The sequence below is a fragment of the Corynebacterium sp. KPL2838 genome (assembly GCF_040225455.1).
Classification (GTDB): domain Bacteria; phylum Actinomycetota; class Actinomycetes; order Mycobacteriales; family Mycobacteriaceae; genus Corynebacterium; species Corynebacterium rhinophilum.
The window spans coordinates 130720-156118 of record NZ_JBEHFT010000001.1 but is presented as its reverse complement, the minus strand read 5'-3'; the positions used below and the strand labels follow the sequence as shown (position 1 = coordinate 156118).

Genomic DNA, 25399 nt, shown 5'->3' with positions numbered 1-25399 from the left:
GCTTACCGCCGCCCTTTCGAAATAATGCGGGCCATAGACAAGGTCGGCAAAATACCGGCTGCGATGGCGCCAATGAGGGCAATGTCATAGGCCAAGGGGGCATTGTTGATCATTGACCAGCCAAGGTACATGCAAATCATGCCGTAAAAGACGATGTCTGACATCACCGCGCGGGTGAGCTCATCGCGGGTGCGCAGCGCCAATAACACCCCGCCCCATGCGGCACCGCCCATGATGAACACGCACACTAGTACAACCCAACCGAATGGGGACAATGTTGCAAAATCAATCATCGGTCGGTCTCCTTCCTGCGTTGCATTTTCCGGGCGAGGTGCTTGGGCTTTTCAACGTCCGCCTGACTCTCCGAGAGCGGAGTATCCTCCGCCCGCGCGAGATCCGGTGAACGCATATAACGCCCAAGGGTATCCAGCGGGAATTCGTAGAAAGCCTCATCGAGCTCCGTCGTATCCCCTTGCCCAGGAACGCCATAGTCGATGCTCTTAACGCGCGGGGCCACGTGCTCTTCCATATCGGCCAAATCAGCCACAATCGACGCAGGATCAGAGCCCTGTACCGCTTGTACCAGCACGATACGAGGCAGACCCTTCCGCGGTGGTTCGCGAAGTCCCAAAGACAACGTGCCGGGAGTGGCGGTGATGGACGAAGTAAACCAGAAGATCTCCCAGGCGCTAGTAACGCGCAGTGGATACCGGATGATCACCGGGTGGTACTCGTTATCGGGCTTAAATGCTGACATCGCCAGGGTGAACCCAGCAACGAAAATCTCCTTGATGAGCCAGAGTGCATAAGCTACAGCATGCATTTATCGGCCCTCCTGAATGTCATCGATATTAGGTAGTGCGGCTGAGTCATCGCCCAAGATGGTGTCAGTATAAGCCGTCGTGTCCAGCAACTGCTCGGCTGCGGTTTCCACCGCCTCAATAACTACGCCGGAGAAAATAAACATGCCCAGCGAAACCAGGATGAGCGCTGCAGAAGGCGCCATCAATTTCTTACGGATGATGAGCTCATCTGGAACCTTGTCCGAGGGCAAATCCTGCCCCCAGAAGGCTTCGCGCCAGACGCGCAACATCGCCAAGAATGCTGCGAAGGAGGCGACGATGATGGCGGCAATTGCAATCCAAGCCCAAGCACCGCCAGTGCGGGCAACCTCGAATACGATCATGAGCTTGCCCCACATGCCGGAAAATGGCGGGAAGCCTACAACGGAGAAGGCACCGGCGGCAAAAATCCAGGCGATGATGGTATCGCGGCGTGCGAGGCCGGATAGCTTGGTTAAGTCACCCGTGCCGTAAGTCTCTTCAATAGCACCGGAGGCAAGGATCAACGAGCCAACGGTCACCATGTGGTGAATCGTGTACATGATACCGGCAGCCAAGGCGCGGCTCGGATCTTCCGAGGTAAAGGCCAGCATCACCAAGATGAACGGCATACCGTTGAGCATCTGGTAACCCAGCACGCGGCGAATGGTCTTTTCGGTCAGGCCACCAAAGGCACCGATCATCATCGAGATCAGCATGAGGACGATGATGAGCACGTTCCACCGCTGGTCTAGATCGAAAAGCTGCACGTACAGCCGGTAGAGCATGTAGACGGCGACCTTCGTGTGCAGGCCGGAGAAGAGCCCCATCACCGCGGCCGAGGTACCCGGGTAGGTACGCGGCAGCCAGGACTGCACTGGGAACACGCCGGCCTTGGCGGTAATCGCAATGAGAATAATTCCCGCAGCGACGGTAACCGGACCATTGCCAGCGGCGGCTCCCTGCAAGGCAGCCAAGTTAACCGAGCCGGTGACGGAATAGATATAACCGACACCAACTACCAGCAGCGTGGAGGCGAAAAGGTTGACGAGGACGAACGCGCGTCCTGCTGCCAGGCGCGACCACGTGCCCGACATAGTGATAAGGCCGTAGGACGGCAGCAGCATGACCTCAATAAACACGAAGAAGTTAAAGAGATCAGCGGTCAGCAGCGCACCGCACACACCGGTGATAAGGATCAGGGTGAGCGAGGGATAGTAACGGGATTTAGTCTCCCCGCCCACGATGGCGAACCAGTTAGCGCCAAAGGCCACGATCATCGTGGTGATAATCATTAGCGCGGAGAAGGCATCCGCTACCAAAGGAATACCCACATTGCCTACGTAGAGGCCCACGGTATGCGCCACTACCCCATTGTTCATGGTGTAGATCAACAGTCCCAGGCCGGCCAGGGCACCGATTCCGGGGATGATGAGCATGATTGCATCGCGGACAGCGCGCCACGGTGCTAACAGGGCAAGAGCCGCGGCAATAAGCGGAATTGCCGGGAAAAGCGGAAGAAGTTGGGCTACAACATCAGCCATTATTTGTCATCCTCCTTCTTCCTATTTACCCCGCGCTCAGCCACGGGGGTGTCGTGGTCTACCCGGCCAATGCGATCGAGCTCGTTTGCGGACTCTTCCAAAATCGCACGGTTCTGGGCATCGCGGCCCAAGGTAGAAAATGCGTGATCGATGGTGTTGTCATCAACGGGCTCCACTACATCGGTGTCATCATTTTTGCCCATTGCAGCCATGGTCAACAGGATGGTGGAGGTTGCCATGGAGATAACAACGGCCGTCAGAACGAATGCCTGCGGTAGCGGATCGGCCATCTGGTCATGGGGTACTTCCGAGGGAAAGGCTTCACCTCGGTAGGAGTACACGCCAGTGGCCAACAAGGTCAGGTTGGCACCGTGACCGAATGCCATCATGCCCAACACAATGCGAACCAAGCCGCGTTGTTGAATGAGGTAGACGGCGCCACCGATGAGGATGGCGATAGTTAACGCGAGAATCATTACTTCTCCCCTCCTCGGTTGGCGTTAGAACGGCGACGTTGCTTTGTCTTTGTCTTTGCCTCTTTAGGGCTGAGCAAAGCAAGCGGATCCGTCGACGGGTTGATTGGTTCTGGGTACGGATCGTCCGCATCCTCAACGGCAATGCGCGGCGTCGCCGGCAGAGCCGAGTCATCATCGTGGATCCATGGCAGGAAGTCCCGCTCGGTACCAGGCCTGAGGTAGCCGCCCAAGGCGTTGATGGCCATCGTGAGCATGCCCAACACCGCCAAGTAAATACCGAGGTCGAAGATGAGGGATGTCGTCCAGTGCTGGCCAAAGGCCTCACCGTGCAAGGCAGTGAGGAAACCACCATTGCCAAGTCCGTCGTGCCAGTAACCGATAAAGCCTGCCAACAGCGCCGTAATGATGCCAATGCCGGTGAGGTGCACTGGGGTCATGCGTCCGAAGACAATCTCATCGGAGCCGCGGGACAGATAGGTCAGACCAATGGCCGCACCCATGATGAGCGCAGCGGGGAATCCGCCGCCGGAAGCATTGTGTCCGCGGAAGAACACGATGACGGACATGATGATGAGCAAAGGAATGACAATATTGATTCCCTTACGCAACGGTACGGAGTTCAGCTGCGACTGACCGAATGGTGCCGGGCGCGTGCCCGAGCTGAACGGGAAGCGCGGCAGCGTGGTGGTAATGGCTGCAATAACGACGGCGGCCATGCCCAGCACGGACAGCTCGCCCAAGGTATCGAGTGCACGGAATTCCACGATGATGGTGGCCACGACGTTATCGCCACCCGTGATATCCGGTGCCTTGTCGAGGTACCACAGCGCCAGGTCCGAGCGTTCGTGCCGACCCATCAGGCCCCAGACTCCGAGGAAGGCCGCAACACCGGCCAATACGGCGATGCCGATGGAGCCCACCCTGCGAGATTTATCCGTAACCGGCTGGAAGGTCTCTGGCAGGTAACGCAGCACCATCATCATGACGACCACAGACAGTGCTTCCACCATGAACTGGGTAAGTGCCACATCCGGTGCGCCCAAGAGGAACATCTGCAAGGTAACGCCTGTACCCGCAATGCCGATCATGACGGCGCCGGTAAGGCGGTTCTTGGTGCGCACCAGCCCGAATACGGACAACGCAATAATGCCCAATGGCAGCAGGTCCCACGGGTTGTCTAGCCCATCGACGCGCGGTTGCAGCGGTACGCCGTCGACTCCCTCGCCGAACAACGTAGTACCAGCAAGAACAATAACCACGATGACAATCGGCAAAATGTGGCGAGACGGATTGTGGGAATCGGACATTTTGCCCAATACCTGGCCGAGCTTGGCGCAGCCATCTTGCAGGCTTTGCAGGAGCTCGTTGCCGCTGCGCGGCATGAAGTTGCGTCCCTCGAAAGCCGGCCACATCTTCTTGCGGACAAAGATGGCCGCAATTCCGGCTACCAGCACGAGGATCGAAATGATAAATGGCACGTTGATTCCATGCCATACCGCAAGGTGAGCATGCGTTTCCATGCCCACGGCGCCAACGGCATGCTCCAAAGGCTCATCGAAAATGCCCAGGACGAAGACGAGCGGCAGGGACATAAAGCCCGGTAGCGCTGCAGGAAGCCACAGGGAAACTGGGGCTTCGTGGACATCGTCCATGGACCGTGGCCCATCGAAGAATGCGCCGAAGACGATCTTTGCTGAGTAGGTGAAGGTAAAGAAGGCACCGATTCCTGCCACGGCAAGCAAGATTGCTTGGCCTGCGCCGCCAATGGGGGCATCCTCAAAGGCAGTGAGCATGCCTTCCTTGGACACAAAGCCCAGCAGCGGAGGTACCGCAGCCATGGATGCGGCGCCGATGACTACAGAGCCAAACGTCCACGGCATCTTATTCCACAGCGGGCCAAGGCGGCGGATATCGCGCGAACCTGCTTCATGGTCAATGACGCCGATGAGCATGAACAGCGAGGACTTGAAGAGCGCGTGTGCCAAGGTGTGTACCAGTGCCGCACCGATAGCGAACGGGGTGCCCACACCGATAGTGGCGACGATCCAACCCAAGTGGGACACGGTGGAATAAGCGGTCAGCTTCTTCAGGTCCGTCTTTTGCACCGCAAATACCGCGGACATAACCGCCGTACCCATACCGACGACGATGAGCACCCAGTTCCACACCGCGACGTCGTAAAAGATCGTGGAGAAGCGAATGAGCAAGTAGATGCCCGCCTTGACCACGGCCGCGGCATGCAGGAACGCCGAGACTGGCGTAGCGGCGGCCATGGCTTCTGGCAGCCAGAAGTGGAATGGGAATTGAGCGGACTTGGTAAAGGCAGAAGCCGCGATTAGCACGGCAACGCTTGCGGTCACACCTGGTCGTTCATCCCATACCGAGGATGCGAGGATCTCAGAAATGGTGGTCGAACCAGTGGTCACTGCGGCAATGCCTAATGCCGTCAATAGCGTAAGGCCACCGATAAACGTCAGAATTAAGGTGCGCTGGGAACCTGCCTCTCCCCCAGAGCCAGAACGCGCGATGAGCATGAAAGATGCCAAGGAGACAAGCTCCCAGGCGAGGAATAGGACAACAACGTCATTGGCCAGAACCAGTAACAAGATGGACAGCGTGAATGCCGTCATCAGTGTATAAAAGCTCGTATTTCCCTCGTTTTTAGGGAGATAGGCTGCCGAGTACGTCAACACGACAGCGCCAATGACAAGAGCCAACATGGCGAAGAAGATGCTCAATGCATCTCCACGCAGAGCGAAACTTACGTCAACCCCCGGTGCAATAAAATCGCGTACCCAGGTGGCTTGGAAACTGAGTTCCTCTCCCGCTGCAATGGCAGAAAAATCCTTAGCAATGAGCACCGCCGCAATGAGAAAAAGGCCAGCTAATGGATAGCCTGCCTGTCGGTCCATGACCTTTACGGTCACCGGTGCCAAGATCACTGCCAATGCCGCAAGGAGGACAGCAAAAAGTAGCGTCACGAAATACTTGCCTCACGAACCTTGGTCTTGGATTGGTGCGAATTTCGCACCAAATCACTAAATACAGCCCTACCAGATTACCATTGCTCACCAACCCAATCCAGATCACAGTAATTCAGGGCATCCCATGCTCGCGGGGCATACATGCACGGCACATAGGCGAGAGAAAACTCCCCAGCGCCCGCGGCTTTCTCGCTTTTGTAAGCAGCCGGGGTCCTGGGGAGTTATCTAAGCCGGTTGAAGGAGTCCCTATTTCTCGCCTAACAAGGCATCGACGAATCCTTCGACTTCGAATGGTGCAAGATCATCGGCACCCTCACCCAAGCCCACAAGCTTGACTGGAACACCCAATTCTTCTTGCACCTGGAAGACGATGCCGCCCTTCGCCGTGCCATCCAGCTTGGTAAGCACCACGCCGGAAATATCCACAACCTCGCGGAAAATGCGTGCCTGTGCCAGACCGTTTTGGCCCACCGTGGCATCGAGGACCAAGAGAACCTCATCAACCTCGGTCTTCTTTTCTACAACGCGCTTGACCTTGCCCAGCTGATCCATCAGGTCGGTCGAGGTGTGCAGGCGGCCGGCCGTATCAACCAAAACGACATCGACCTGCTGCTCCACACCGGTGGCCACGGCATCAAAGGCCACGGAGGCAGGGTCTGCGCCTTCCTTGCCGCGTACGGTTTCGGCGCCCACGCGGCGCCCCCACGTTTCTAGCTGATCGGCTGCTGCGGCTCGGAAGGTATCTGCCGCACCCAGCAATACGCTGTGGTCCATCGATACGAGGACGCGGGCGAGCTTACCGGTGGTGGTGGTCTTACCGGTGCCGTTAACGCCCACGACCATCACGATGGCCGGCTTGCCGTCATTAGGCATCGCGCGAATGGAGCGATCCATTTCTGGGTGGCAGGCCTCGATGAGGCATTCACGCAGCATCGCACGTGCTTCTTCTTCGCTCGACACGCCACGCTCAGCGATCTTGTCACGCAAAGAATCGGTGACCTTCATCGTGGACTTGGTGCCAAGGTCCGCCATGATGAGGGTATCTTCGATTTCCTCCCAGGCGTCTTCATCCAGATCACCGGCGGAAAGGATCCCCATCAGTCCTTGGCCGATGGCGTTCTGGGAACGAGAGAGGCGGCCGCGCAGTCGGCCGAGGCGGCCTCCCGCCGGAGCAATGTCCTCGGTGGGCTGGCCCGCCGCGGCAGGCTCGCCATCTGGTACAGGCGTTTGTTCCTTGGCCGCTTCCGCCGCATCCGTTTGTGCATCGGCTGCAGCTGCGGCTTCTTCGGCTTCCTCGTGGTTATCGACGCGTTCTTCGATGTGGTCTGCGTCTTTATCATCTACCACCGCGTCAAAGACTGGCGATTCATCTTCTACCTCGGCGGCCTCGACGGATACAACGTCTTCTGGGGCTTTTTCTTCATGGTCCGGCTCGCCGCGTTCGCCTGCGCTCGCTGCCGCAGGTTTCTCGGCAGCAGCTGGGGCGGATTGCTCGCTGCCCTTTGCTTCTTTTTCTTCTGCTTCCTTCTCACCAGAAGCAGGTGTGGAAGCCTGCGCGGAAGCCGGCTTATCAGATTGATCCTCTGCCTGATCTGCAGGTTCCTTATCTGCATCATCTGCGGCGGATTCCTGGCGGTCACCAGAGGCTGCAGCAGCAGCGGCGCCGACTCCCCCAGCTGCGGCCGTACCGGCAGCACCCTTATCTTCGGTCTTATCCGCGGCAGGCTTGGACTTGGCTTCCGGAGTGGAAGTAGACTCGGAATCGGCCTTAGCTTCATCGCCAGCGCCGTTGTCTTTTCCTGTGTCCTTATCCTGCTTGGCTGCCTTTTCGGGTGCAGTGCCTTTATCCTTAGCCGGTGCAGATCGCTTGGCCACCGGCGGCTCTTCACCGTTGAGCTGGGCATTCGCGATATCGGTGGCGGTGGGCTCCACTTTCTCCGAAGGCGCCGGCTGCTGCTCCTGCTTAGCCTGCTGTGGCTTCTCCTGCGCTACCTTCTCGGGTTCTTTCGCGCCCGCTGGGGCAAAGTTGAAGCCAGACTTCGCCTGGTAATTGCCGGACTTTTGCTCTTGGGTTAGCTGCTTTGGCTCTTCTTCCTTGGGTTTCTCGAAAGAAACCTTCTTGGATTCACCGCGCTTTTTGCCAATTGCAATAAAGACGACAATCAGCACAATGACAACGATTGCTATGCCGATCCATAACCATAAAGAATTCATGCCTCTATAGTGCCAGCCTTTCGGGCTTGCGGCACATAAGGGAGGCGAAATCTTTTATTCCGTTGATTGCGGCGCATCAACTCCAAGCCGCGTTGCATCCTGGCTTGCTTGCTCGGCTCCCGGCGCGAGTCCGGCTGGATTCATGCGCTGGGAAATGACCCGGGTGATGCCATCACCGCGCATGGTCACGCCATAAAGGACGTTGGCCACATCCATGGTGGGTTTTTGGTGCGTGATGACAATAAGCTGGGAATCCTTCCGCAACTCCTCGAATAAGGCGATGAGCCGGCGCAGATTGACATCATCAAGCGCTGCCTCGACCTCATCCATGACATAGAACGGGCTGGGGCGTGCGCGGAAGATAGCCACGAGCATGGCCAGTGCGGTAAGGGATTTCTCACCGCCGGAAAGCAGCGACAGGCGCTTGACCTTCTTACCGGGCGGGCGGGCTTCTACCTCGATGCCGGTGGTGAGCATGTCTTCTGGCTCGGTAAGGATCAACCGGCCCTCTCCACCCGGAAAGAGGGTATTGAATACCTTGGGAAACTCTGCTTCCACATCCCGCCAGGCATCGGTAAACAGCTGCAGGATCTGCTTATCCACGTCCGAAATCACCCCGGCGAGATCCTTCCGGGCTTGGATGACGTCATCGAGCTGGGTGGACAGGTAGCTGTATCGCTCTTCCAGCGCCTTAAATTCTTCCAAGGCCAAGGGATTAACCTTGCCCAGCGAATTCAGATCCTTTTCCGCCTGCTGCAGCCGCGACTTTTCCGCGCTGCGGTCAAAGTCTTCGCCCGGGGTGAAATCGCGCAGCAGGTCAGCGATGGCGATGCCCAGCTGTTCGCCAATCTTTTTCTCCGCTTCATCCAGGCGCACCTGCGCCTGCGAGCGCGCCAGTTCTGCTTCATGCGCCCGCGCGGTTAGCCGGTCGCTATTTTGGCGTGCAGCCGAGACCGCCTGCTTGGCCTGCTGCAATTGGGAATTTAAGGAGTTGCGCTCGTGCAAAAACTCATCGCGCTCAGAGGTGGCGCGGGTTAAGAGTTGGTTCGCCCGCGCGGCCAAGTCCTGTGCGTGTCGTGCCACTGTAGCGGCCAATTGGCCCTGTGCCTTGCGGCGGGCCATCGCCTGTTCATGGCGGGCCTTCGCTTGGCGTTCGTGTTGGGCCTGGCGCCGCAGATTATCGGCCTTGCCGGCAACTTGGCCCACGCGCTCTTGCGCCGAGCGGGCGGCAACTTGGGCCTCTATTTCCATGGACTTTACTTCTTCCAGCGCGGCCGAGGCGGCATCCCTATCTGCGGACGAGGGCTCGTCTGGTTGATCGTCGGCGTCGACGCGGGCGAGCCTATCGCGGGCATCGGCAAGCTCTTGGTTGGCTTTCTGCAACCGCACCTCAATCTCGGTGGCGCGCTGGGCGGACTTTTCCAGCTCCGCTTTATTGGCCTCGTACTGCTTTTCCAAGCGGTGGTGATCGCGCTTCCAAGCATCAACCTCGGTATCGTGCTCCCGCAAAGCTGCCTTCGCGGACGCGGCCGTCACGCGGGCATCTTCGGCAGCAATCCTTGCTCCCTCCAGGGTGCCGGAGAGCTCGTCCAGGGCCTGATTGGCTTGCTCTAGCTCCTCTTCGGCCTCCGCGATGCGAGCGGAAACCTCCACGGTAGACGAGGATCCGGTACCGACCTCGACCCACCCTTCGCCGATGACGACGCCGGAAGCAGTCACGGCACGCAGGCGCGGATCATCGGAGACGAGCCGCCGACCGTGGGCAATATCGGGGACGAGGACGACATCGGCAAGCAGCCGGTGCAATGCCGTTGAAACCGCAGGTTGGACCGTTATGTGATCCAGCAGCCAGGAGGTCTGCGGCGGAAGATCGGCATCGACGCGCCATGAGCTTGCAGGCGCGGTCGCTGCCGCATCCAGCAGCGCCGAGCGCGGGCCCTTCTCCAAATCCGCAATCAACCCTTCGGTCAGCTGACCCGCCTGTGCTTCAGCGAAGGTGCCCAAGGCGGCCGCAACCGCTGACTCGTAGGTCGTAGAAATGTATGCGGCCAATGGCTGGAATTCCTCACCTACCTCGACCGGCTCAGGGATAGTCTGGGATAGCGTATCGATGCGGGACTGCAGCGTATAGACACTGCGCTCGCGCTCGCGCTGGGCATCGCGGAGCTGGTCCAAGCGCTTATCGGCAGCGCCCGACTCGCTGGCAGCCCGCGTATGCGCTTCCTCCAAAGGCTGGCGCTCCGCAGCATAATTATCCAGCTTCTGCGCTACCTCAGCGGCTTCTGCCTGCGCGTTCTGAGTGCGTTGCTGCAGCGAGGCCACGGCCTCTTCTTGCCGCGCCAATTCCTCTTCCGCGCTGGCCACCTGCCCCGCGGCCTTTTCCTCGGCGGCAAAAAGGCGCACGACGCCCTCGCGGCGGTCCGCAATAGCGCGCACCTGCGCCATATGTTCGTGCTCTGCGGCCTCGAATGCTTGCCGACGCTCCGCTACTTCCTCCCGGATGCTTTCCAACCGCTCCGCAGCTTCTTCTGCCGCTTCCAAGAGCTCCTCGTGCTCCTCGTCCGCGCGCGTCGCCTTGGCCTCAAGATCATCCGGATTCTGGCCGGCATAGGCGACCTGGGACCCGGCATTATCCGCCCTCTCCTCTGCGATGCGCTGGGTCGCCGCAATGCGCTCGGACAGGGTGGAGAGATCAAACCACAGTTTTTGGGCAGCCTCTGCCTGCGGGTTGACCTCCTCCAGCTGGGTTTCCAGCTCCATTTGGTGCTCGGTCGCCGCTTCGAGCTGCGCCGTGGTCTCTTCCACTTGGGTAGATAGGACCGTCGCGGTCTGCTCGGCAGCGGAAAGCTTCTGCCGCAGGCCGACGATGCGGTCTCCGGCCAGGCGCAGGCGCGCATCGCGCACATCCGCCTGCACCGTCGCCGCGCGCTGGGCGGCCTCTGCCTGCCGCGCCAGGGGTTTTAGCTGTTTTCCCAGCTCATCGGTCAAATCCTGCAGGCGGTCCAAATTGGCCTGCATGCCCGTAAGCTTGCGCTGGGCCTTTTCTTTGCGGCGGCGGTGTTTGAGGACGCCTGCGGCTTCCTCGATATAGGAACGGCGATCCTCGGGGCGCGACTCCAGGATTTCAGAAAGCTTGCCCTGCCCCACGATGATGTGCATCTCCCGGCCAATGCCGGAATCAGAAAGCAGCTCCTGGATATCCATCAACCGGGCCTTTGCCCCGTTGATTTCGTATTCGCTCGCGCCATCGCGGAACATACGGCGGGTAACGGATACCTCGGAGTACTCGATGGGCAGCGCACCATCGGCATTATCGATGGTGAGCGTGACCTCGGCCCTGCCCAATTGCTTGCGGTCGCCTGCCCCGGCGAAGATGACGTCTTGCATCTTTCCGCCGCGCAGGGTTTTCGCGCTGGCCTCTCCCATGACCCAGGCAAGGGCATCGACAACGTTGGATTTGCCGGAACCGTTCGGGCCGACAACAGCGCAGATGCCCGGCTCAAATTTGAGAGACGTCGCCGACGCGAATGACTTAAAGCCTTTGAGCGTCAGCGATTTCAGGTGCATTTGGGATAGTGTAGCAAGCCTTTAAGACAGGAGTTGCAGCAAGCATTGGGTTGGCTATTAGCGTTCGACAAAGCCGCTTTCGCCCTTCGCAGCGGCCCACTGCTCGACCACGAGATCGACGCTGCCGGGACGGCGGGTGGTGCTTGGTTCCTCTTGCAACAGTTCCAAGAGCTTCTCGCAGTCTGCGCGCGGGCCCTCAGCGACAACCTGCACGCGGCCATCTGCCAGGTTGGTCGCATGCCCAGCAAGGCCTAGTTCCAGGGCGCGCGATCGCGTCCACCAGCGAAAGCCCACTCCTTGCACGTTGCCGTGCACAAAGGCGGTCATTCTTTCCATGTCACTGCACCTTCCTCATTAATAGCGATATTAATAGCGATCGGCCTCGCCGCGATCGCGCAAGATTTTGCGGTCAGCATCGCTGCGGCGGGTCACGGGATCGGAGCCGTCCCAGCACTCCACGCCGGGCACATCCGGAAGCATATCGCGGTGGAAGACTGGATCGACTCCCTTACTGCGCTGCTCGTTGAAGTTCTTTAACAATTGAATGGCCACGCCGGATAGCGGAACAATGGCGATGATATTCAGGATCACCATCGTCGCCGCACCGGTATCCGCCAGGGCAAAGACCAATGGCAGGGAACCGACGGCACCAAACCAGACGAAGAACAGCACCACGAGACGGAAGGTATTGAGCACCGTCTTATTCGTGGTGAGATATTCCAGGTTGGCCTCTGCCAAGTAGTAATTGCCCAGGATGGAAGAAAAGGCCAGGAAGAACAAGATGAAGCTGACGAAGTGAATGCCCCAGTGGCCAACCTCGGCGGACAAGGCCGCCTGCGTCAGTGATACGCCCTCGGCATCTTCGCCGTAGGCTACCTCCGGGCCGAGCAGGATCAGGAAGGCGGTAATGGTACAGACCACGATGGTGTCGAAGTACACGCCTAAGGTCTGCACCAGGCCCTGCTTGACCGGGTGGGAGACGGTGGCGGTCGCCGCTGCGTTAGGTGCAGAACCCTCGCCGGCCTCATTGGAAAACAGGCCGCGCTGGATGCCCTTCATCATCGCGGCACCGATGCCCGCGCCCGCGATTTCCTTAAAGCCGAGCGCGTGGCCGATGATATCGCCCAGCATGCCCGGGACCTTGTCAAAGTTCGTAATGACCACGAAGCCGCCGATGAGCAGGTACGCCAGGGCCATAAACGGAACGACCACCTGGGTAATATTGGCAATGCGCTTTACGCCGCCAAAAATGATGAGGCCCGCGGCAATCGCGATGATGATGCCAATGATGGAGCCAAAGGTGGCATCGTCTTCGCGGCCGAAGGAAAAGGCCAGAGCCTCAGCGATGGCGTTAGTCTGGAAGGAGTTATAGACCAAGCCGAAGGTAAAGACGATGGCGATAGAGAAAAGAACGCCGAGCGGGCCCCAGCCCAGCCCGCGCTTCATGTAGTAGGCCGGCCCGCCGCGGTACGTATCGCCATTGCGGACTTTCCACAGTTGTGCCAGGGTGGATTCCACAAAAGCGGTAGCGCCGCCGAGGAGGGCGATGATCCACATCCAGAAGACGGCGCCAGGACCACCCAGCGAAATGGCCACCGCGACGCCGGCCACGTTGCCGGTGCCCACGCGCGAGGCAGCAGAGATGGTAAATGCCTTAAAAGCGGAGATTCCCCCGCTTCCTGCGCCCTCATCCTCATCGTCGGTTTTGGGGCGCTCAACCACAGCGCGCAGCATATCGGGTACCTTGCGAATCTGCACCACTGCGGTGCGCGCACCGAATAACAGGCCCGCTCCAATGAGCAGCCAGGGCAGGATGTATGTCCACACGCCATCGTTAAATGTCGTGACGACATTTTCGAGAAATTCCATGCGGATTAATTTACTGCCTGAAGGTCTACAACGTGAACCTCATTGGTAGAGCACTATTGGCAATGGGGGCAATAATGGCTCGAGCGGCCCCCAATAACGGAGCGCGCAATGAGCGTGCCGCAGCGGGAACATGGCTGGCCAGCGCGGCCATAGGCGGCAAGCGAGCGCGCGAAATAGCCAGATTCACCATTGACGTTAACGTACAAAGAATCAAAGCTGGTTCCCCCCGCTTTGAGGGCGGCCGACATCACGGTCTGCGCCGCGCTCAATAGCGCCACGGCATCTTTCTGCCGCAGCGCAGAAGCCTTCTTGCGCGGTGAAATGCGTGCTGCCCACAGCGCTTCATCTGCGTAGATATTGCCAATGCCAGATACCAGCGTTTGATCCAATAGCGCCGTTTTTGCCGCGGTTTTCTTCTGCCGCAGGCGGCGCGCGGCGCTGGCGATATCAAAATCGGGTTCCAATGGATCCAAGCCGATATGCGAAATCTTGGACCACGGCGCATACAGCCAGTAGCCAAAGGTGCGCTGATCCACGAAGTGCAGCTCGGTGCCATCGCTGAGCTCTACCGTGATGCGGCGGTGCGGGGAGTCGGTGTGGCCGATGCGCAGCTGCCCCGACATGCCTAGGTGAATAAAAAGCACGTCGCGGTGGCTATCCATCGGGTCTTCCCCCACGAATTCCAGCCACATGAATTTGCCACGGCGGGCGACCGCGGCGATTTCCTTGCCCACTACAAGACCCGCGAGCGGTGCATCTTGGCCGCGGTTCGCCCGCGGGTGCGCAATGTCTACCGCCGTAATCTCTTGGCCCACGACGTAGGTTTCCACCCCGCGGCGCACCGATTCTACTTCGGGCAACTCTGGCATTATTTAGCCTTCTTTATGAGCGGTCCCTTGCACCAGCAACGGGGTTTCGCGCAGGGTTTGGCATGCCTCTTGCGCGGCCTGCTGCTCCGCTAATTTCTTATTGTGGCCCTGCCCATTTCCCACGGTCAGCCCAGCGACGGTGGCAACCGCGCTGAAGGTTTGATCGTGTTCTGGGCCGGTGGCGGTAGCCGAATAGACCGGCATGGGTGCTTTCAACTCAGCACACAGCTCTTGCAAGGTGGTCTTCCAGTCCAAGTGGCGGCCGCTGACGGAGGCATTATCGATCTTTTCCGCAAAGAGGCGCAGGATAACATCGCGGGCGGTTTCAAAGCCGTGCTCGCGATAAATGGCGCCGAAAATCGCCTCAGTGGTATCCGCAAGGATGGAATCCTTATCGCGCCCACCGGTGGACTGTTCGCCCTTGCCCAGTAGGATATGCGGGCCTAGGTTGATTTCACGCGCGACATCGGAAAGCCCATAGCGCGAGACAATGGACGCACGCATCTTAGAGATATCGGATTCGGGGCGCGATGGATACGTCACGTATAGTTTCGCGGCCACCGATAGCCCTAAGACGGCATCGCCCAAGAACTCAAGGCGCTCGTTATTAGGCAGGTGCCCGTTTTCATTGGCAAAAGAACGATGTGTGAGCGCCAAGCGCAGATTGTCCGGTTCCAGGGCAACGCCGAGCGATTTCAAGAGCGGAGTGTGATCGACCGCCGCAAAGGTGGCTTCCCACGCCTCTTGCCCGGTTAGCTTCTTCTTGCGGCTCATAGGAATTTCTCCAGACCTGCCCAGCGCGGGTCTATCTTCTCCTCTTCCTCTTCTTCCCCGGAGATTCCGGTGGTCACACCCTCTGGGGTCTGGATATCGCAGCCGTCTTCGCAGACGGGGGCGAAGGGAAGATTCAGGCCTGCTTCATCAATAACCGCCTGGAGTAGATCCAGCTCATCGTCTTGTATTTCGGGGATTTCATCGCCCGATCCGGCATCGTCAGAATCGGCGTCATCGCCGCTGACAAAGGACTCATCGGCGGCAAAGACCTGGGTCACGTGCAAATCCAGCTGCGGGTGGAGCTCTTTTAAGCAGCGCGCACACTCGCCGGTTAGAACACCGGAGATATCCGCATCAACCAACACCCCTGAGCCCAGCGGGGTCAGGGTCGCGGCAACGGTGAGATCTTCGCCTTTGGGGATGGCGATCATTTCCACGCCGATCCTTTCCGGTGCAGGGCCCGTCTGAGTGCGTTGTTCCGGCATTGCGTCAGCGCCTTGGGCGTTTAATAATTCGCCCACATCGAACTTCAATGGAGATGTCATAACAGTTGGTAGTCTACCCTGCCTCGCAAACTCCGCGTAGTTGCTGGCACGGCCGCTTTTTCTGGCAAGAAACTGAAGGTTTGGGCATAAAGCGCTATGGCTTGCCGGTTTTCCCTTTCCCGCAGGCCGCGGCGGCCTTAGCCTGAAAGCATGACTTACCACTTGGCCGCGGCCTCAGGAGATTTGAGCGCCATCGCTCCTAGATTCGGAGTGTTGTGCTGCCTTCCCGCCACCTTCTTGGTCATTTCTGGGGCAGTCCTCCACCGCCTGCCCAAGGCTGACCACTCTGGCATCTACGGCGACAAGGGCCTGCGTCTGTCCTCCGCCCTTATCCTCAGCATGTGCGCGGGGCTGATTGCCGGCGCGATTTTGGTCATCCCCTCCAGCCTCGACCTCACGGTGCTTACCGGCGCCCTCGTATTTTCCGCCAGCGCCGCCACCATCACCTGGCTCTCGCGAGAAGCCCTTGCCTGCGCGCTGCTTAGCGTCGGCGCCATGTTCCTGACCGCAGGCGCAGTTATTAGTCTTAGCGCGATATTCTTCCCCCAAGACTTTATGAGCGGCTCGATGACCTCGCTAACCTCCTACTTCACCACGGCCCTAGTCACCTTCCTCTTCCCCGGCCTGGTCAGCGCGGGGATCGTGGCCTTCGTGGCAGTCCAAAACCAGCGCCCTCACCCTGCTACGAATGCTGCTGATGCCACGCTTGCCGATGCCCCCTCATCATCCCCCACGCCGCGCTACTCCACCTCGCGCAGCTCGGTCTAGACTCCCACAGGCACAATAAGTCCTGCTACACGGTGACGCGATTTGAACAAATCACCCGTGCAGCAGGACTTTCTTAAGCGTCGTGCCTTGTAATTTAAGCCTTTAGCGCTCGGTATAACGGCGCTCGTAACCGTCGTCGCCGCCATAGCGTGCAGCACCGGTACCACCGGTAGCACCACCGCGGGGTGCGCCAGCGTTTGTGGACGGCAGGTAGTCGCCGCCGCGAGAGCGCACGCCGGCCCCACCGCGCAGCGCGGAACGATCAGAGTTTACGGTGCGCAGGAGGCCGCTGAGGGAGCTTTCAAATTCGCTGAGCTTGCTATCTACAAAGTCATCGCACTCCGTGCGCAGCCGGTTGGATTCGGTGTATGCGGTTTCCACGATCCGGTTGGCTTCTTCGTTGGCGCGGCGAACGACTTCAGATTCGGAAACCAAACGCTCTTGTTCTTGGCGGCCCTCCGCCACCGAGCGCTCGTATTCCTCGTTTGCCTGCGCAATGGTGCGGTCTGCATCTGCGCGGGCTTGCTCAACCGTGGCCTGGGCGCGCGCCTCGGCATCGGCCACCAGCCGTTGGGCATGTTCTTCTGCCTGCGCGACCGTGGTATCTGCCTCTTGGCGCGCCTGGTTCACCATGTCAGTGGCCTCCGCAGACGCCTCATTAATGGTGTTATCTGCGCGCTCTTCGGCGCCGCGGATAATCTCGTCTTGCTTGTCTAAAACGTCCTGCGCATCGTCGATTTCTACGGGCAACGCGTTGCGCAGGTCATCGAGAAGCGCCAGCATCTCATGGCGGGGGACCAAGCAATTGGAGGTCATGGGAAAGCCAGACGCCTGCTCCAAATGCTGAACTAATTCATCAAGGGATTCAAAGACACGGTACATGCTGGGAATTCTACAACGCGCCACCCCGCATTGTGTGGAGGGCGCGCCTTGGAACCTCAGGCCGGTGCAGCGAGGGCTCAAGCTCTCCGAATTCGATTCGTATCCCGTGTGCGATTAACCCATTTTCCCTCCACATACCCGCGGCACTGGCACAGTTGGGCAGCGGACACCAACAGGGATCGGCACATGCCATACCAATGCAGAAACTCCCCACCTCCCCGCGGATGCGGAGAAATGGGGAGCGTGGGTTAAGGGAGTTTAGATAACGCCCTGTGCCAGCATGGCGTCAGCCACCTTCTTGAAGCCAGCGATATTGGAGCCAGCCACGTAGTCGCCTTCACGGTCGTATTCCTTGGCCGTGTTGTCGATGTTTTTGAAGATGTTGCTCATGATGCCGCGCAGGCGGTCATCGGTGTACTCGAAGGACCAGGAGTCGCGGGATGCATTCTGCTGCATCTCCAGCGCGGAGGTTGCCACACCACCGGCGTTGGCAGCCTTGCCGGGTGCGAAGTTGATCTTGGAGTCCTGGAATACGTGTACTGCATCCGGCGTAGACGGCATGTTAGCGCCCTCTGCAACGTAGCGGACGCCGCCCTCGACGAGCTTCTTAGCGGATTCGCCGTCGAGCTCGTTCTGGGTTGCACACGGCAGTGCAACGTCTGCCTGGACGTCCCAGATGTTGCCACCTTCGTGGAACTCCACGCCGTTGCCAGCTTCCTTGGCGTAGGTGGAGATGCGCTCGCGGCGAACTTCCTTGACATCGCGAAGCAGATCAACGTCCACGCCATTCGGGGTGGAGATGTAGCCGGAGGAGTCAGACATCGCTACGACGGTAGCGCCCAATTCCTGCGCCTTTGCGGCGGCGTAGATGGCAACGTTACCGGAGCCAGACACGATGACCTTGGCGCCGTCGAAGGACTCGCCGTGGGTCTTCATCATTTCTTCGGTGATGTAGACGGCACCGAAACCGGTCGCCTCGGTACGTACCAAGGAACCGCCCCAGGTCAGGCCCTTGCCGGTCAGGACGCCGGACTCGTGCTGGGTGGTCAGGCGGCGGAACTGGCCGAAGAGGAAGCCGATTTCGCGGCCGCCGACGCCGATGTCGCCGGCAGGAACGTCGCGGTACTCGCCGATGTGACGGTGCAGCTCGGTCATAAAGGACTGGCAAAAGCGCATAACTTCCTGCTCAGACTTGCCCTTCGGGTCAAAGTCGGAGCCACCCTTGCCGCCACCGATGGGCAGGCCGGTCAGGGAGTTCTTAAAGATCTGCTCAAAGCCCAAGAACTTAATGATGCCCAGGTTTACCGAGGGGTGGAAACGCAGGCCACCCTTGTACGGGCCGAGCGCGGAGTTGAACTGCACACGGAAACCGCGGTTGACCTGCACCTCGCCGTTGTCATCAACCCATGGGACGCGGAAGATGAGCTGGCGCTCCGGCTCGCACAGGCGCTCAACCAGACCGTAGTCTGCGTAGTGTGGGTCCTTATCCAGGACGATCTTGAGCGAATCCAGCACCTCGGACACCGCCTGGTGGAATTCCGGTTCACCGGCGTTGCGCTTGAGTAGCTTGTCGTAGTACTCAGAAATCTGGCTATCAACAGACATAGTGTATAAATCCCATTCTCGTGGAGTTTGACTAGCAGGAACTAGTTTCCTATCAATCTACCGATAATGCAAGTACAATTATTTCTCACTCCCCCACTTACCCGCTTTTACCTGCGACAATAAAGTTAAATATTTTCTGTAGAACGTTCGGATTCCTAGCAAAAAGCCGCCGCGCGGGTCGCGGGCTTTATAATCGCGGGCATGCATATTGTTGTCGCGCCTGACTCTTTTAAAGGTACCGCTTCTGCCACGGAAGCCGCAGCCGGAATCGCCAATGGAATCCGCCAGCACTACCCCAACGCCACTGTCACCACCTTGCCGATGGCCGATGGCGGGGAAGGCACCGCCCAAGTGCTGGCCCAGGCCGCCGCGGCGGGCGGGCAGGAAACCCAGACCATTACCCTGCCCACAACGGATGCGGTGGGGCGCTTGACCGAGGCGCAGTATTTCCTCGCTGGGCACACGGCTTTCATCGATGTCGCCGCAGCCACTGGGCTGCCCGCGGTCCGCGACGCGCTCGATCCCCTCCACGCGGATTCTTATGGCACGGGCGTGCTGCTTGCCGATGCCCAATCCCGCGGCGCCACCTCCATCGTGCTCGGCCTTGGCGGCACGGCCAGCATCGACGGCGGCATGGGCATCCTTGCGGCCCTCGGCGCCGCCGCCCACGACGCACGCGGCTATGCCCTGCCCAAGGGCGGCGCCCCATTGGTGCAGCTCGATTCCATCGATACCGCGCAATTAAATATCAAAGCGGGCATGGTTGATTTCACGCTCTTGGCCGATACCCGGGCTAAGGCTATGCAGGCAGCCACCATGTACGGGCCGCAAAAAGGCGCAGAGGGCGAACAGATTGCCCTGCTTGCAGGTGCCCTCCTCCAATTGTGCAAGGTCACCGGTACAGATCCAGAGACGGAATTTACCGGTGCAGCAGGCGGCATTCCTATCGGGCTTACCTGGCTTTCTCGCACCCTATGGGGCACCGATGAGCACGCCCGCGTCGTTTCTGGCGGGGCCCACGTGGCGAAGGCCCTCGGCCTCGCTGATGCCATTTCTCAAGCAGACCTCGTCATCACCGGGGAAGGCGCCTTTGATGAGCAATCCTTAACCGGCAAGGTCGTTGGCACCGTCGCGGACTTGGCGGCGGAGTCCTCTACCCCGGTCGGCATCATTGCCGGGGCCATCAATCAGGACACCGAGCACTTCACCGCGGAGCTAGACCAAGAAGGTGGGATGCCGGAGCAGCTGGCTAGGGCTGCCCGGGACATCGTTAAGCAGCTGGGCTAAGGGCGAATCTCGACCGTCCACGGAAAGATGGCCGGGCGCTCATGTGCCAATTCATCCTCCAGCAGCACGTGGTCCTTGGGCAATACAGCGTGCGGCGTGAGCAAGCGCGACAGCACCATAGCCAACTGGTTCACAGATCCGGTCGCCCCCTCCACCGCAATGTTATAGCGATGGGCGTGCGCGCCTTCTAAATCGCGCTCTTCATGTTCATCGCGATAATTTTGCTGCAGTTGTTCCTCCAAGCCCTCAGGGAATTGGGGATCTGCTGGGCGAGTAACCTCGGCGGAGGTAAGCGATCCGCCCGCTACCAGCTTATCGGTGGCAGTGGTGAAAATTTCCTCCACGCGGTCCGCTTGCTCATCTGGAACCAATACATCGAATTGAATAGTCGGCATATAGCTGACCCTACCCTAACCAAAGGGATGAAAACTATGTCTTATTCCACAAACATCGCTTCCGTGGTCCACTCTGCGGATACTGACCTGGCGTGGCAGCGGGATTTTTACGAAGATCTGCACCGCCACCCCGAGCTCTCCCACGAGGAGGCACGCACCGCGGCGCGCATCCGCGCAAAGTTGGCGGCGTTTGATTGCGAAGTAGAAGAAAACATCGGCGGGCACGGCATGGTTGCCATTTTCCGCAACGGCGATGGACCCACCGCGCTCATGCGCGCCGATTTCGATGCCCTGCCGGTCAAGGAAGCCACCGGCGTGGAGTATTCCTCGACCAATGACTACATGCACGCCTGCGGGCACGACATGCACACCACCGCCCTGCTCGGTGCCTGTGCGCTTCTCGATGCCTCCCGCGACATTTGGTCCGGCACCTTCCTCGCCCTGTTCCAGCCGGCGGAGGAATCATCCATGGGCGCGAAATACATGATCGCCGATAACCTCACCGAGCGCATCCCCCGCCCCGATATCTGCCTGGGCCAACACATCATGCCCGGCCGCGCCGGCACCGTGCGCCATACCGCCGGCCCCATCATGGCCGGTTGCGATTCCCTGCGCATCCGCATCTTTGGCAAATCCGCCCACGCCTCCATGCCGCATAATTCCATCGATCCAACCTATATTGCGGCGATGATCGTCACTCGGCTCCAGGCCATCGTCGGCCGCGAGGTAGCCCCGCACGAGTTCTTCGTCATCTCTGTAGGCGAGCTGCATTCCGGCGATAAAAACAACATCATCCCGGATTCCGCCGAGCTCGTGCTCAATACCCGCTTCTATGATCCAGCCCTGGCAGAAAAAGTCTATGCCTCCTTAGAGCGCATGGTAAAAGCCGAGTGCGTGGCCTCCGGCTGCGAAAAAGACCCCACCTTCGAGTACTACGCGCACGGCGAGGTCACCGATAACGACGCCGCCGCCTACTTGCCCATCAACGAGGCCTTTAGGGCCACCTTCGGAGAATCATCCGTTACCGCCTCGCCCTCGACCGCTTCTGAAGACTTCTGTTACCTCCCGCAGGCATGGGGCGTGCCGTACGTCTTTTGGCACGTAGGGTGCACCCCAGATGCCGAGTTGGCCGATCCCCCGGTCAACCACCAGGCCAACTTCCTGCCGGATTACGAGCCCACGGTCAAGGCCTCCACCCAGGCCGCCCATGCAGCGGTGCTGGCGTACCTGGGCGCTTAACTCAACATAAAAAATCCGCCGCGTCCCCCTTTTCACTGGAGTTGGGGGCGCGGCGGCTTTTTCAGTGCGCTAGTCCTTGATAGTTTCTCCCAAAATGTGGCACTGAATCATGTTGGTATTGCCGGAGATTCCCGGAGGGGTACCTGCAACGACGACGACCAAGTCATTCTCGTCGTACTCGTCCAAGTCCAGCAAGTACTTATCGATGGCCTCCATCATCTCATCCGTGGACTTGACGTCAGGGCTCAAGAAGGTCTCTGCACCCCAAGTCAGCGCCAGCTGGGAGCGCACATCTTCATTCGGGGTGAATACCAGCAGTGGCAGGTCAGAGTGCAGGCGGGCAACACGCTTTGCGGTATCGCCGGAAGAGGTAAAGGCAACGATGGCCTTGGCGTTCAGGCGCTCTGCAATATCGCGGGCGGAATAGGACATCACGCCGCGCTTGGTGCGCGGGACGTGCGCCAGCGGCGGGACCTGGCCATCGGTCTCGGAGCGCTTGACGATGCGCGACATGGTCCGCACGACGTTGTGCGGATCCGCGCCCACGGAGGTCTCGCCGGACAGCATCACCGCGTCGGCGCCGTCGAGCACAGCGTTGGCCACGTCGGAAGCCTCCGCGCGGGTCGGGCGGGAGTTCTCAATCATGGAATCCAGCATCTGGGTGGCCACGATGACCGGCTTCGCGTTCTCGCGGGAAATCTGGATAGCTCGCTTCTGGAAGAGTGGCACCTCTTCCAGCGGAACCTCGACGCCCAAGTCACCACGGGCAATCATCACGGCGTCGAAAGCCAAGATGATGGATTCGAGGGCATCGACGGCCTCGGGCTTTTCCAGCTTGGCGATGACCGGCACGCGGCGGCCTTCCTCGTCCATGATCTCGTGGACCTTGTCGACATCGGCAGGCGAACGCACGAAGGACAGCGCAATGTAGTCCACACCGAGTTGCAGGGCAAAGCGCAAGTCCTCAATGTCCTTCTCAGACAATGCCGGCACCGAAATGCTCATGCCGGGCAGGGACACGCCCTTGTTATTGGATACAGGGCCACCCTCGGTGACCTCGCACACCACGTCATTGCCGTCTACTTCCTTGCAGACGACGGCGACCTTGCCGTCATCGATAAGCAAGCGGTCGCCCGGCTTCGCATCTTGTGCCAAGCCCTTGTAGGTGGTGGATACGCGGTCGTGGGTGCCTTCTACATCGTCTACAGTGATGCGGACGATTTCACCGTTATCCCATTGCTCTTCGCCGTTCTTAAAGCGGCCGAGGCGAATCTTAGGGCCCTGGAGATCGGCCAAGATACCTACGTTCCGGCCGGTCTTTTCGGTGGCTTCGCGGACCCACTTGTAATTGGCTTCGTGGTCCGCATGCTCGCCGTGCGACATGTTAAGGCGCGCGACGTTCATGCCGTCTTCTACAAGGCGCAAAATTCCGTCCCCGCTAGCTACCGCGGGGCCGAGAGTACAGACAATTTTGGTTCTTCTATCCAGCATTATTGGCCTATTCCATCGGGGAAATTGAACAACCTCCAACCTACTCCCTCGCGCGCCGACAGGCCACAATTTTTTGGCGCCTTAACTAGGGCAATCGGACACGATCACACATAACCGGTCATTAGCGGCCGCTTGCTGTACCCGAGGTGCCTTGAGCACGCGCTGTTCCCACGCGTTTCTCGTCTTCTTCGACGCCATCTTCCGCAGCGCTCTCGGCCTGCTCGCGGTGGTAACGCGGGTCGACTTCTGCTGGGGTTTCGGGGCCCTTGCGCTGCCTGTCCAGCAAGAAGAAGACGATGAGACCGGCGATAAAGACAACGGCGGAGACGATGAGGTTCACACGGACGCCAAAAATTTCGGTGGCTTCGTCAGATCGCATGCCTTCGATGAAAAAGCGGCCCAGCGTGTAGCCCACGACGTAGAGGGCGAATACCCGTCCGCGGCCCAGCTTCCATGCTTTGTGCGCCCACAACAGGAACAAGCACACCAGCACGTTCCAGATGAGCTCATACAAAAACGTTGGGTGCACTGAAGCGATTACCTCACCGGTAGAGTGCCCGGAAACCGGTGCGTATTCCCCCGCTTCATCGACGCGGTAGTAAATATCCAGCGCCCACGGAACGTCGGTCGGCCGGCCGTAGAGTTCCTGATTAAACCAGTTGCCCAACCGGCCAATGCCCTGAGCAAGGATGAGGCCAGGCGCCACCGCGTCCGCAAACGGTGCCAGAGGGATCTTCTTAATCCGAAACATTACCCACAGCGCTACGGCGCTTAAGGCGACCGCGCCCCAGATGCCGAGACCACCATTGGTGACCTTGAGGGCATCGACGGGATTGCAGGTATCGCAGAAGTACTTCTGGTTATCCGTGATGACGTGATAGAGCCGCCCGCCCACGATGCCCGCGGGGATAACGACGATGGTTGCATCCCACACGGTATCGGGATTGCCGCCCCGGGCTGTGTACCTCTTCAACGTCATCCACATACCCACGAGGATGCCGGCGATGATGCACAGCGCATACGCATGGATTGGAATGGAGCCAAGATGCCACACCACGCCCTGCGGCGGAGAGGGAATATTTGCAAGATTCTGAGTATGCACGTAGATAGTGTGCCTTATCAGCGTGCCCGTGAGCTAGTTTGGGGTGATTTTTCCTAGGGACTCTTACGCGAGGGGCAGGCTGGGTGCTGGCCCGCAGCCACCAAAGAGCGTGCCAAGGCGGTGGGATCTTGGGCTGCCATGACGGATTCGCCGACCAGTACCGCATCCGCTCCGCGGGAGGCATAGTGGAAAAGGTTGCGGGCATTATTCACCCCGCCCACGGCGATGCGCAGGATCGATTCCGGTAGCCCCGGGGCAATATCGTTGAAGGCCTCTCGGTTGATCTCATCCGAGGCAAGGGACCACGCATTGATCGCGATGACACTGCTGCCGGCCTTGATGGCGCGGTTGACCTCCCCGCAGGTTCGCACCTCCACGATGGCGGTCATCCCCAGCGATTCCGCGCGGTCCAAGAGGGCTTCCAATCGAGCTTGTTCTAAAAGCTCGACCTGCAGCGGGATCGCATCGGCACCAAAGCAGCGGGCCTCGTGAATCTGGTACGGATCCACGATGAGATCGCGCGCCATCATCGGGATATCGATGGCAGCGCGCGCGGCCGCCATATCCTCAAGCGATCCATTAAAACGCCGCGTATCCGTCTGGCAGGCCATCAAATGCACGCCGCAGTTCTCAAAGGTGCGAGCCCATTCGGCCATCTGCTCGGCCGAGCCCACGTGGGCGATTTCCCCGGTATAAGGAACGGCACGTTTAAGTTCAGTAATGACTGAACAACCGGGTTTTAAAAGGGCTGCGCGGGCATCGCGGGGAGGCTCCATGTCCCGTGAGCGCGCCTTTATATCTTGGAAAGAAACGCGGGCTTCGCGCGCGGCGACATCCTCTAACACCCCAGCGACCAGGTGATCGACGGCAATGGGTGTGGGCATGAGCACCTCCCTCCAAGCGCGATTAAAATCACACTTAGATTAACGCTATTCGGGGCGTTTCCGGAAATTGTGCTGCGCGAACG

At 59.4% G+C, this 25399-nt stretch carries 21 protein-coding genes; 3 read left to right on the top strand and 18 right to left on the bottom strand.

Annotated elements, in window-relative coordinates:
• Positions 1 to 2: 2 nt before the first annotated feature.
• The 12 genes from ABRP98_RS00725 to ABRP98_RS00670 form a co-directional block, all read right to left on the bottom strand.
• Complete coding sequence (locus ABRP98_RS00725; protein WP_284851977.1) at positions 3 to 293, bottom strand: cation:proton antiporter; 291 nt, start codon at positions 291 to 293, stop codon at positions 3 to 5.
• The gene (locus tag ABRP98_RS00720; RefSeq protein WP_349857031.1) at positions 290 to 823 is read right to left on the bottom strand and encodes a monovalent cation/H+ antiporter subunit E; all 534 of its coding nucleotides are present in this window, start codon (positions 821 to 823) and stop codon (positions 290 to 292) included. The genes ABRP98_RS00725 and ABRP98_RS00720 overlap by 4 nt, the downstream gene beginning before the upstream one ends.
• Positions 824 to 2365 carry a monovalent cation/H+ antiporter subunit D family protein gene (locus ABRP98_RS00715; protein ID WP_284851975.1) on the bottom strand — a complete coding sequence of 514 codons (1542 nt, stop codon included), beginning with the start codon at positions 2363 to 2365 and terminating at the stop codon, positions 824 to 826.
• Positions 2365 to 2841: a sodium:proton antiporter gene (locus tag ABRP98_RS00710; RefSeq protein ID WP_349857030.1), complete on the bottom strand. Its 477-nt coding sequence runs from the start codon at positions 2839 to 2841 to the stop codon at positions 2365 to 2367. Before ABRP98_RS00710 ends, ABRP98_RS00715 begins: the two co-directional genes overlap by 1 nt.
• Positions 2841 to 5822: a DUF4040 family protein gene (locus tag ABRP98_RS00705; protein ID WP_349857029.1), complete on the bottom strand. Its 2982-nt coding sequence runs from the start codon at positions 5820 to 5822 to the stop codon at positions 2841 to 2843. The genes ABRP98_RS00710 and ABRP98_RS00705 overlap by 1 nt, the downstream gene beginning before the upstream one ends.
• 249 nt (positions 5823 to 6071) lie before the next feature.
• On the bottom strand, positions 6072 to 8039 hold the full coding sequence (gene ftsY, locus ABRP98_RS00700; RefSeq protein WP_349857028.1) for a signal recognition particle-docking protein FtsY: 1968 nt from the start codon (positions 8037 to 8039) through the stop codon (positions 6072 to 6074).
• Positions 8040 to 8093: 54 nt separating this feature from the next.
• Positions 8094 to 11606 (bottom strand): chromosome segregation protein SMC, encoded by a 3513-nt coding sequence (gene smc / locus ABRP98_RS00695; RefSeq protein WP_349857027.1) that lies wholly within the window; start codon positions 11604 to 11606, stop codon positions 8094 to 8096.
• Positions 11607 to 11663: 57 nt separating this feature from the next.
• Entirely contained in the window at positions 11664 to 11942 is a 279-nt protein-coding gene (locus ABRP98_RS00690; RefSeq protein WP_349857026.1) for an acylphosphatase, read from the bottom strand.
• A gap of 30 nt (positions 11943 to 11972) precedes the next feature.
• Complete coding sequence (locus tag ABRP98_RS00685; RefSeq protein ID WP_349857025.1) at positions 11973 to 13475, bottom strand: alanine/glycine:cation symporter family protein; 1503 nt, start codon at positions 13473 to 13475, stop codon at positions 11973 to 11975.
• Positions 13476 to 13528: 53 nt separating this feature from the next.
• Positions 13529 to 14344 carry a bifunctional DNA-formamidopyrimidine glycosylase/DNA-(apurinic or apyrimidinic site) lyase gene (mutM, locus tag ABRP98_RS00680; RefSeq protein WP_349857024.1) on the bottom strand — a complete coding sequence of 272 codons (816 nt, stop codon included), beginning with the start codon at positions 14342 to 14344 and terminating at the stop codon, positions 13529 to 13531.
• 3 nt (positions 14345 to 14347) lie between these two features.
• Entirely contained in the window at positions 14348 to 15118 is a 771-nt protein-coding gene (gene rnc, locus ABRP98_RS00675; RefSeq protein WP_349857023.1) for a ribonuclease III, read from the bottom strand.
• Positions 15115 to 15663, bottom strand: a complete 549-nt coding sequence (locus ABRP98_RS00670; protein WP_349857022.1) for a YceD family protein — start codon at positions 15661 to 15663, stop codon at positions 15115 to 15117. Before ABRP98_RS00670 ends, rnc begins: the two co-directional genes overlap by 4 nt.
• A 150-nt stretch (positions 15664 to 15813) precedes the next feature.
• Here ABRP98_RS00670 and ABRP98_RS00665 point away from each other — a divergent pair, with 150 nt between their 5' ends.
• Complete coding sequence (locus tag ABRP98_RS00665; RefSeq protein ID WP_349857021.1) at positions 15814 to 16431, top strand: hypothetical protein; 618 nt, start codon at positions 15814 to 15816, stop codon at positions 16429 to 16431.
• 102 nt (positions 16432 to 16533) lie between these two features.
• On the opposite strand, the gene ABRP98_RS00660 is transcribed toward ABRP98_RS00665, so the two are convergent.
• Entirely contained in the window at positions 16534 to 17313 is a 780-nt protein-coding gene (locus ABRP98_RS00660) for an SPFH domain-containing protein (protein ID WP_349857020.1), read from the bottom strand.
• 258 nt (positions 17314 to 17571) lie between these two features.
• The gene (gdhA, locus tag ABRP98_RS00655; RefSeq protein ID WP_349857019.1) at positions 17572 to 18918 is read right to left on the bottom strand and encodes an NADP-specific glutamate dehydrogenase; all 1347 of its coding nucleotides are present in this window, start codon (positions 18916 to 18918) and stop codon (positions 17572 to 17574) included.
• A 201-nt stretch (positions 18919 to 19119) separates the two neighbouring features.
• On the opposite strand from gdhA, the gene ABRP98_RS00650 reads away from it, so the two are divergent.
• Positions 19120 to 20205: a glycerate kinase gene (locus tag ABRP98_RS00650; RefSeq protein ID WP_349857018.1), complete on the top strand. Its 1086-nt coding sequence runs from the start codon at positions 19120 to 19122 to the stop codon at positions 20203 to 20205.
• Here ABRP98_RS00650 and ABRP98_RS00645 read toward each other — a convergent pair.
• Entirely contained in the window at positions 20202 to 20600 is a 399-nt protein-coding gene (locus ABRP98_RS00645; RefSeq protein WP_239269987.1) for a hypothetical protein, read from the bottom strand. The genes ABRP98_RS00650 and ABRP98_RS00645 overlap by 4 nt on opposite strands.
• A gap of 36 nt (positions 20601 to 20636) precedes the next feature.
• On the opposite strand from ABRP98_RS00645, the gene ABRP98_RS00640 reads away from it, so the two are divergent.
• Positions 20637 to 21839: an amidohydrolase gene (locus ABRP98_RS00640; RefSeq protein ID WP_349857017.1), complete on the top strand. Its 1203-nt coding sequence runs from the start codon at positions 20637 to 20639 to the stop codon at positions 21837 to 21839.
• Between the two features lie 69 nt (positions 21840 to 21908).
• Here ABRP98_RS00640 and pyk read toward each other — a convergent pair whose 3' ends face one another.
• The 3 genes from pyk to ABRP98_RS00625 form a co-directional block, all read right to left on the bottom strand.
• Positions 21909 to 23327: a pyruvate kinase gene (gene pyk, locus ABRP98_RS00635; protein ID WP_284782259.1), complete on the bottom strand. Its 1419-nt coding sequence runs from the start codon at positions 23325 to 23327 to the stop codon at positions 21909 to 21911.
• A gap of 124 nt (positions 23328 to 23451) precedes the next feature.
• Positions 23452 to 24432, bottom strand: coding sequence for a prolipoprotein diacylglyceryl transferase (lgt, locus tag ABRP98_RS00630; protein WP_349857016.1), 981 nt, complete (start codon positions 24430 to 24432; stop codon positions 23452 to 23454).
• Between the two features lie 53 nt (positions 24433 to 24485).
• Entirely contained in the window at positions 24486 to 25316 is an 831-nt protein-coding gene (locus ABRP98_RS00625) for an indole-3-glycerol phosphate synthase TrpC (protein WP_349838337.1), read from the bottom strand.
• Positions 25317 to 25399: the final 83 nt, after the last annotated feature.

Bases quoted from the DNA above. Each gene is read 5' to 3' on its own strand.
- ABRP98_RS00645 (WP_239269987.1), bottom strand. From the start codon at position 20,600: ATGCCGACTATTCAATTCGATGTATTGGTTCCAGATGAGCAAGCGGAC.
- ABRP98_RS00640 (WP_349857017.1), top strand. From the start codon at position 20,637: ATGTCTTATTCCACAAACATCGCTTCCGTGGTCCACTCTGCGGATACT.
- rnc (WP_349857023.1), bottom strand. From the start codon at position 15,118: ATGAGCCGCAAGAAGAAGCTAACCGGGCAAGAGGCGTGGGAAGCCACC.
- ABRP98_RS00660 (WP_349857020.1), bottom strand. From the start codon at position 17,313: ATGTACCGTGTCTTTGAATCCCTTGATGAATTAGTTCAGCATTTGGAG.
- ABRP98_RS00685 (WP_349857025.1), bottom strand. From the start codon at position 13,475: ATGGAATTTCTCGAAAATGTCGTCACGACATTTAACGATGGCGTGTGG.
- gdhA (WP_349857019.1), bottom strand. From the start codon at position 18,918: ATGTCTGTTGATAGCCAGATTTCTGAGTACTACGACAAGCTACTCAAG.
- ABRP98_RS00690 (WP_349857026.1), bottom strand. From the start codon at position 11,942: ATGGAAAGAATGACCGCCTTTGTGCACGGCAACGTGCAAGGAGTGGGC.
- ABRP98_RS00710 (WP_349857030.1), bottom strand. From the start codon at position 2,841: ATGATTCTCGCGTTAACTATCGCCATCCTCATCGGTGGCGCCGTCTAC.
- ABRP98_RS00650 (WP_349857018.1), top strand. From the start codon at position 19,120: ATGCATATTGTTGTCGCGCCTGACTCTTTTAAAGGTACCGCTTCTGCC.
- ABRP98_RS00665 (WP_349857021.1), top strand. From the start codon at position 15,814: ATGACTTACCACTTGGCCGCGGCCTCAGGAGATTTGAGCGCCATCGCT.
- ftsY (WP_349857028.1), bottom strand. From the start codon at position 8,039: ATGAATTCTTTATGGTTATGGATCGGCATAGCAATCGTTGTCATTGTG.
- mutM (WP_349857024.1), bottom strand. From the start codon at position 14,344: ATGCCAGAGTTGCCCGAAGTAGAATCGGTGCGCCGCGGGGTGGAAACC.
- ABRP98_RS00625 (WP_349838337.1), bottom strand. From the start codon at position 25,316: ATGCCCACACCCATTGCCGTCGATCACCTGGTCGCTGGGGTGTTAGAG.
- ABRP98_RS00720 (WP_349857031.1), bottom strand. From the start codon at position 823: ATGCATGCTGTAGCTTATGCACTCTGGCTCATCAAGGAGATTTTCGTT.
- ABRP98_RS00725 (WP_284851977.1), bottom strand. From the start codon at position 293: ATGATTGATTTTGCAACATTGTCCCCATTCGGTTGGGTTGTACTAGTG.
- ABRP98_RS00715 (WP_284851975.1), bottom strand. From the start codon at position 2,365: ATGGCTGATGTTGTAGCCCAACTTCTTCCGCTTTTCCCGGCAATTCCG.
- ABRP98_RS00670 (WP_349857022.1), bottom strand. From the start codon at position 15,663: ATGACATCTCCATTGAAGTTCGATGTGGGCGAATTATTAAACGCCCAA.
- smc (WP_349857027.1), bottom strand. From the start codon at position 11,606: ATGCACCTGAAATCGCTGACGCTCAAAGGCTTTAAGTCATTCGCGTCG.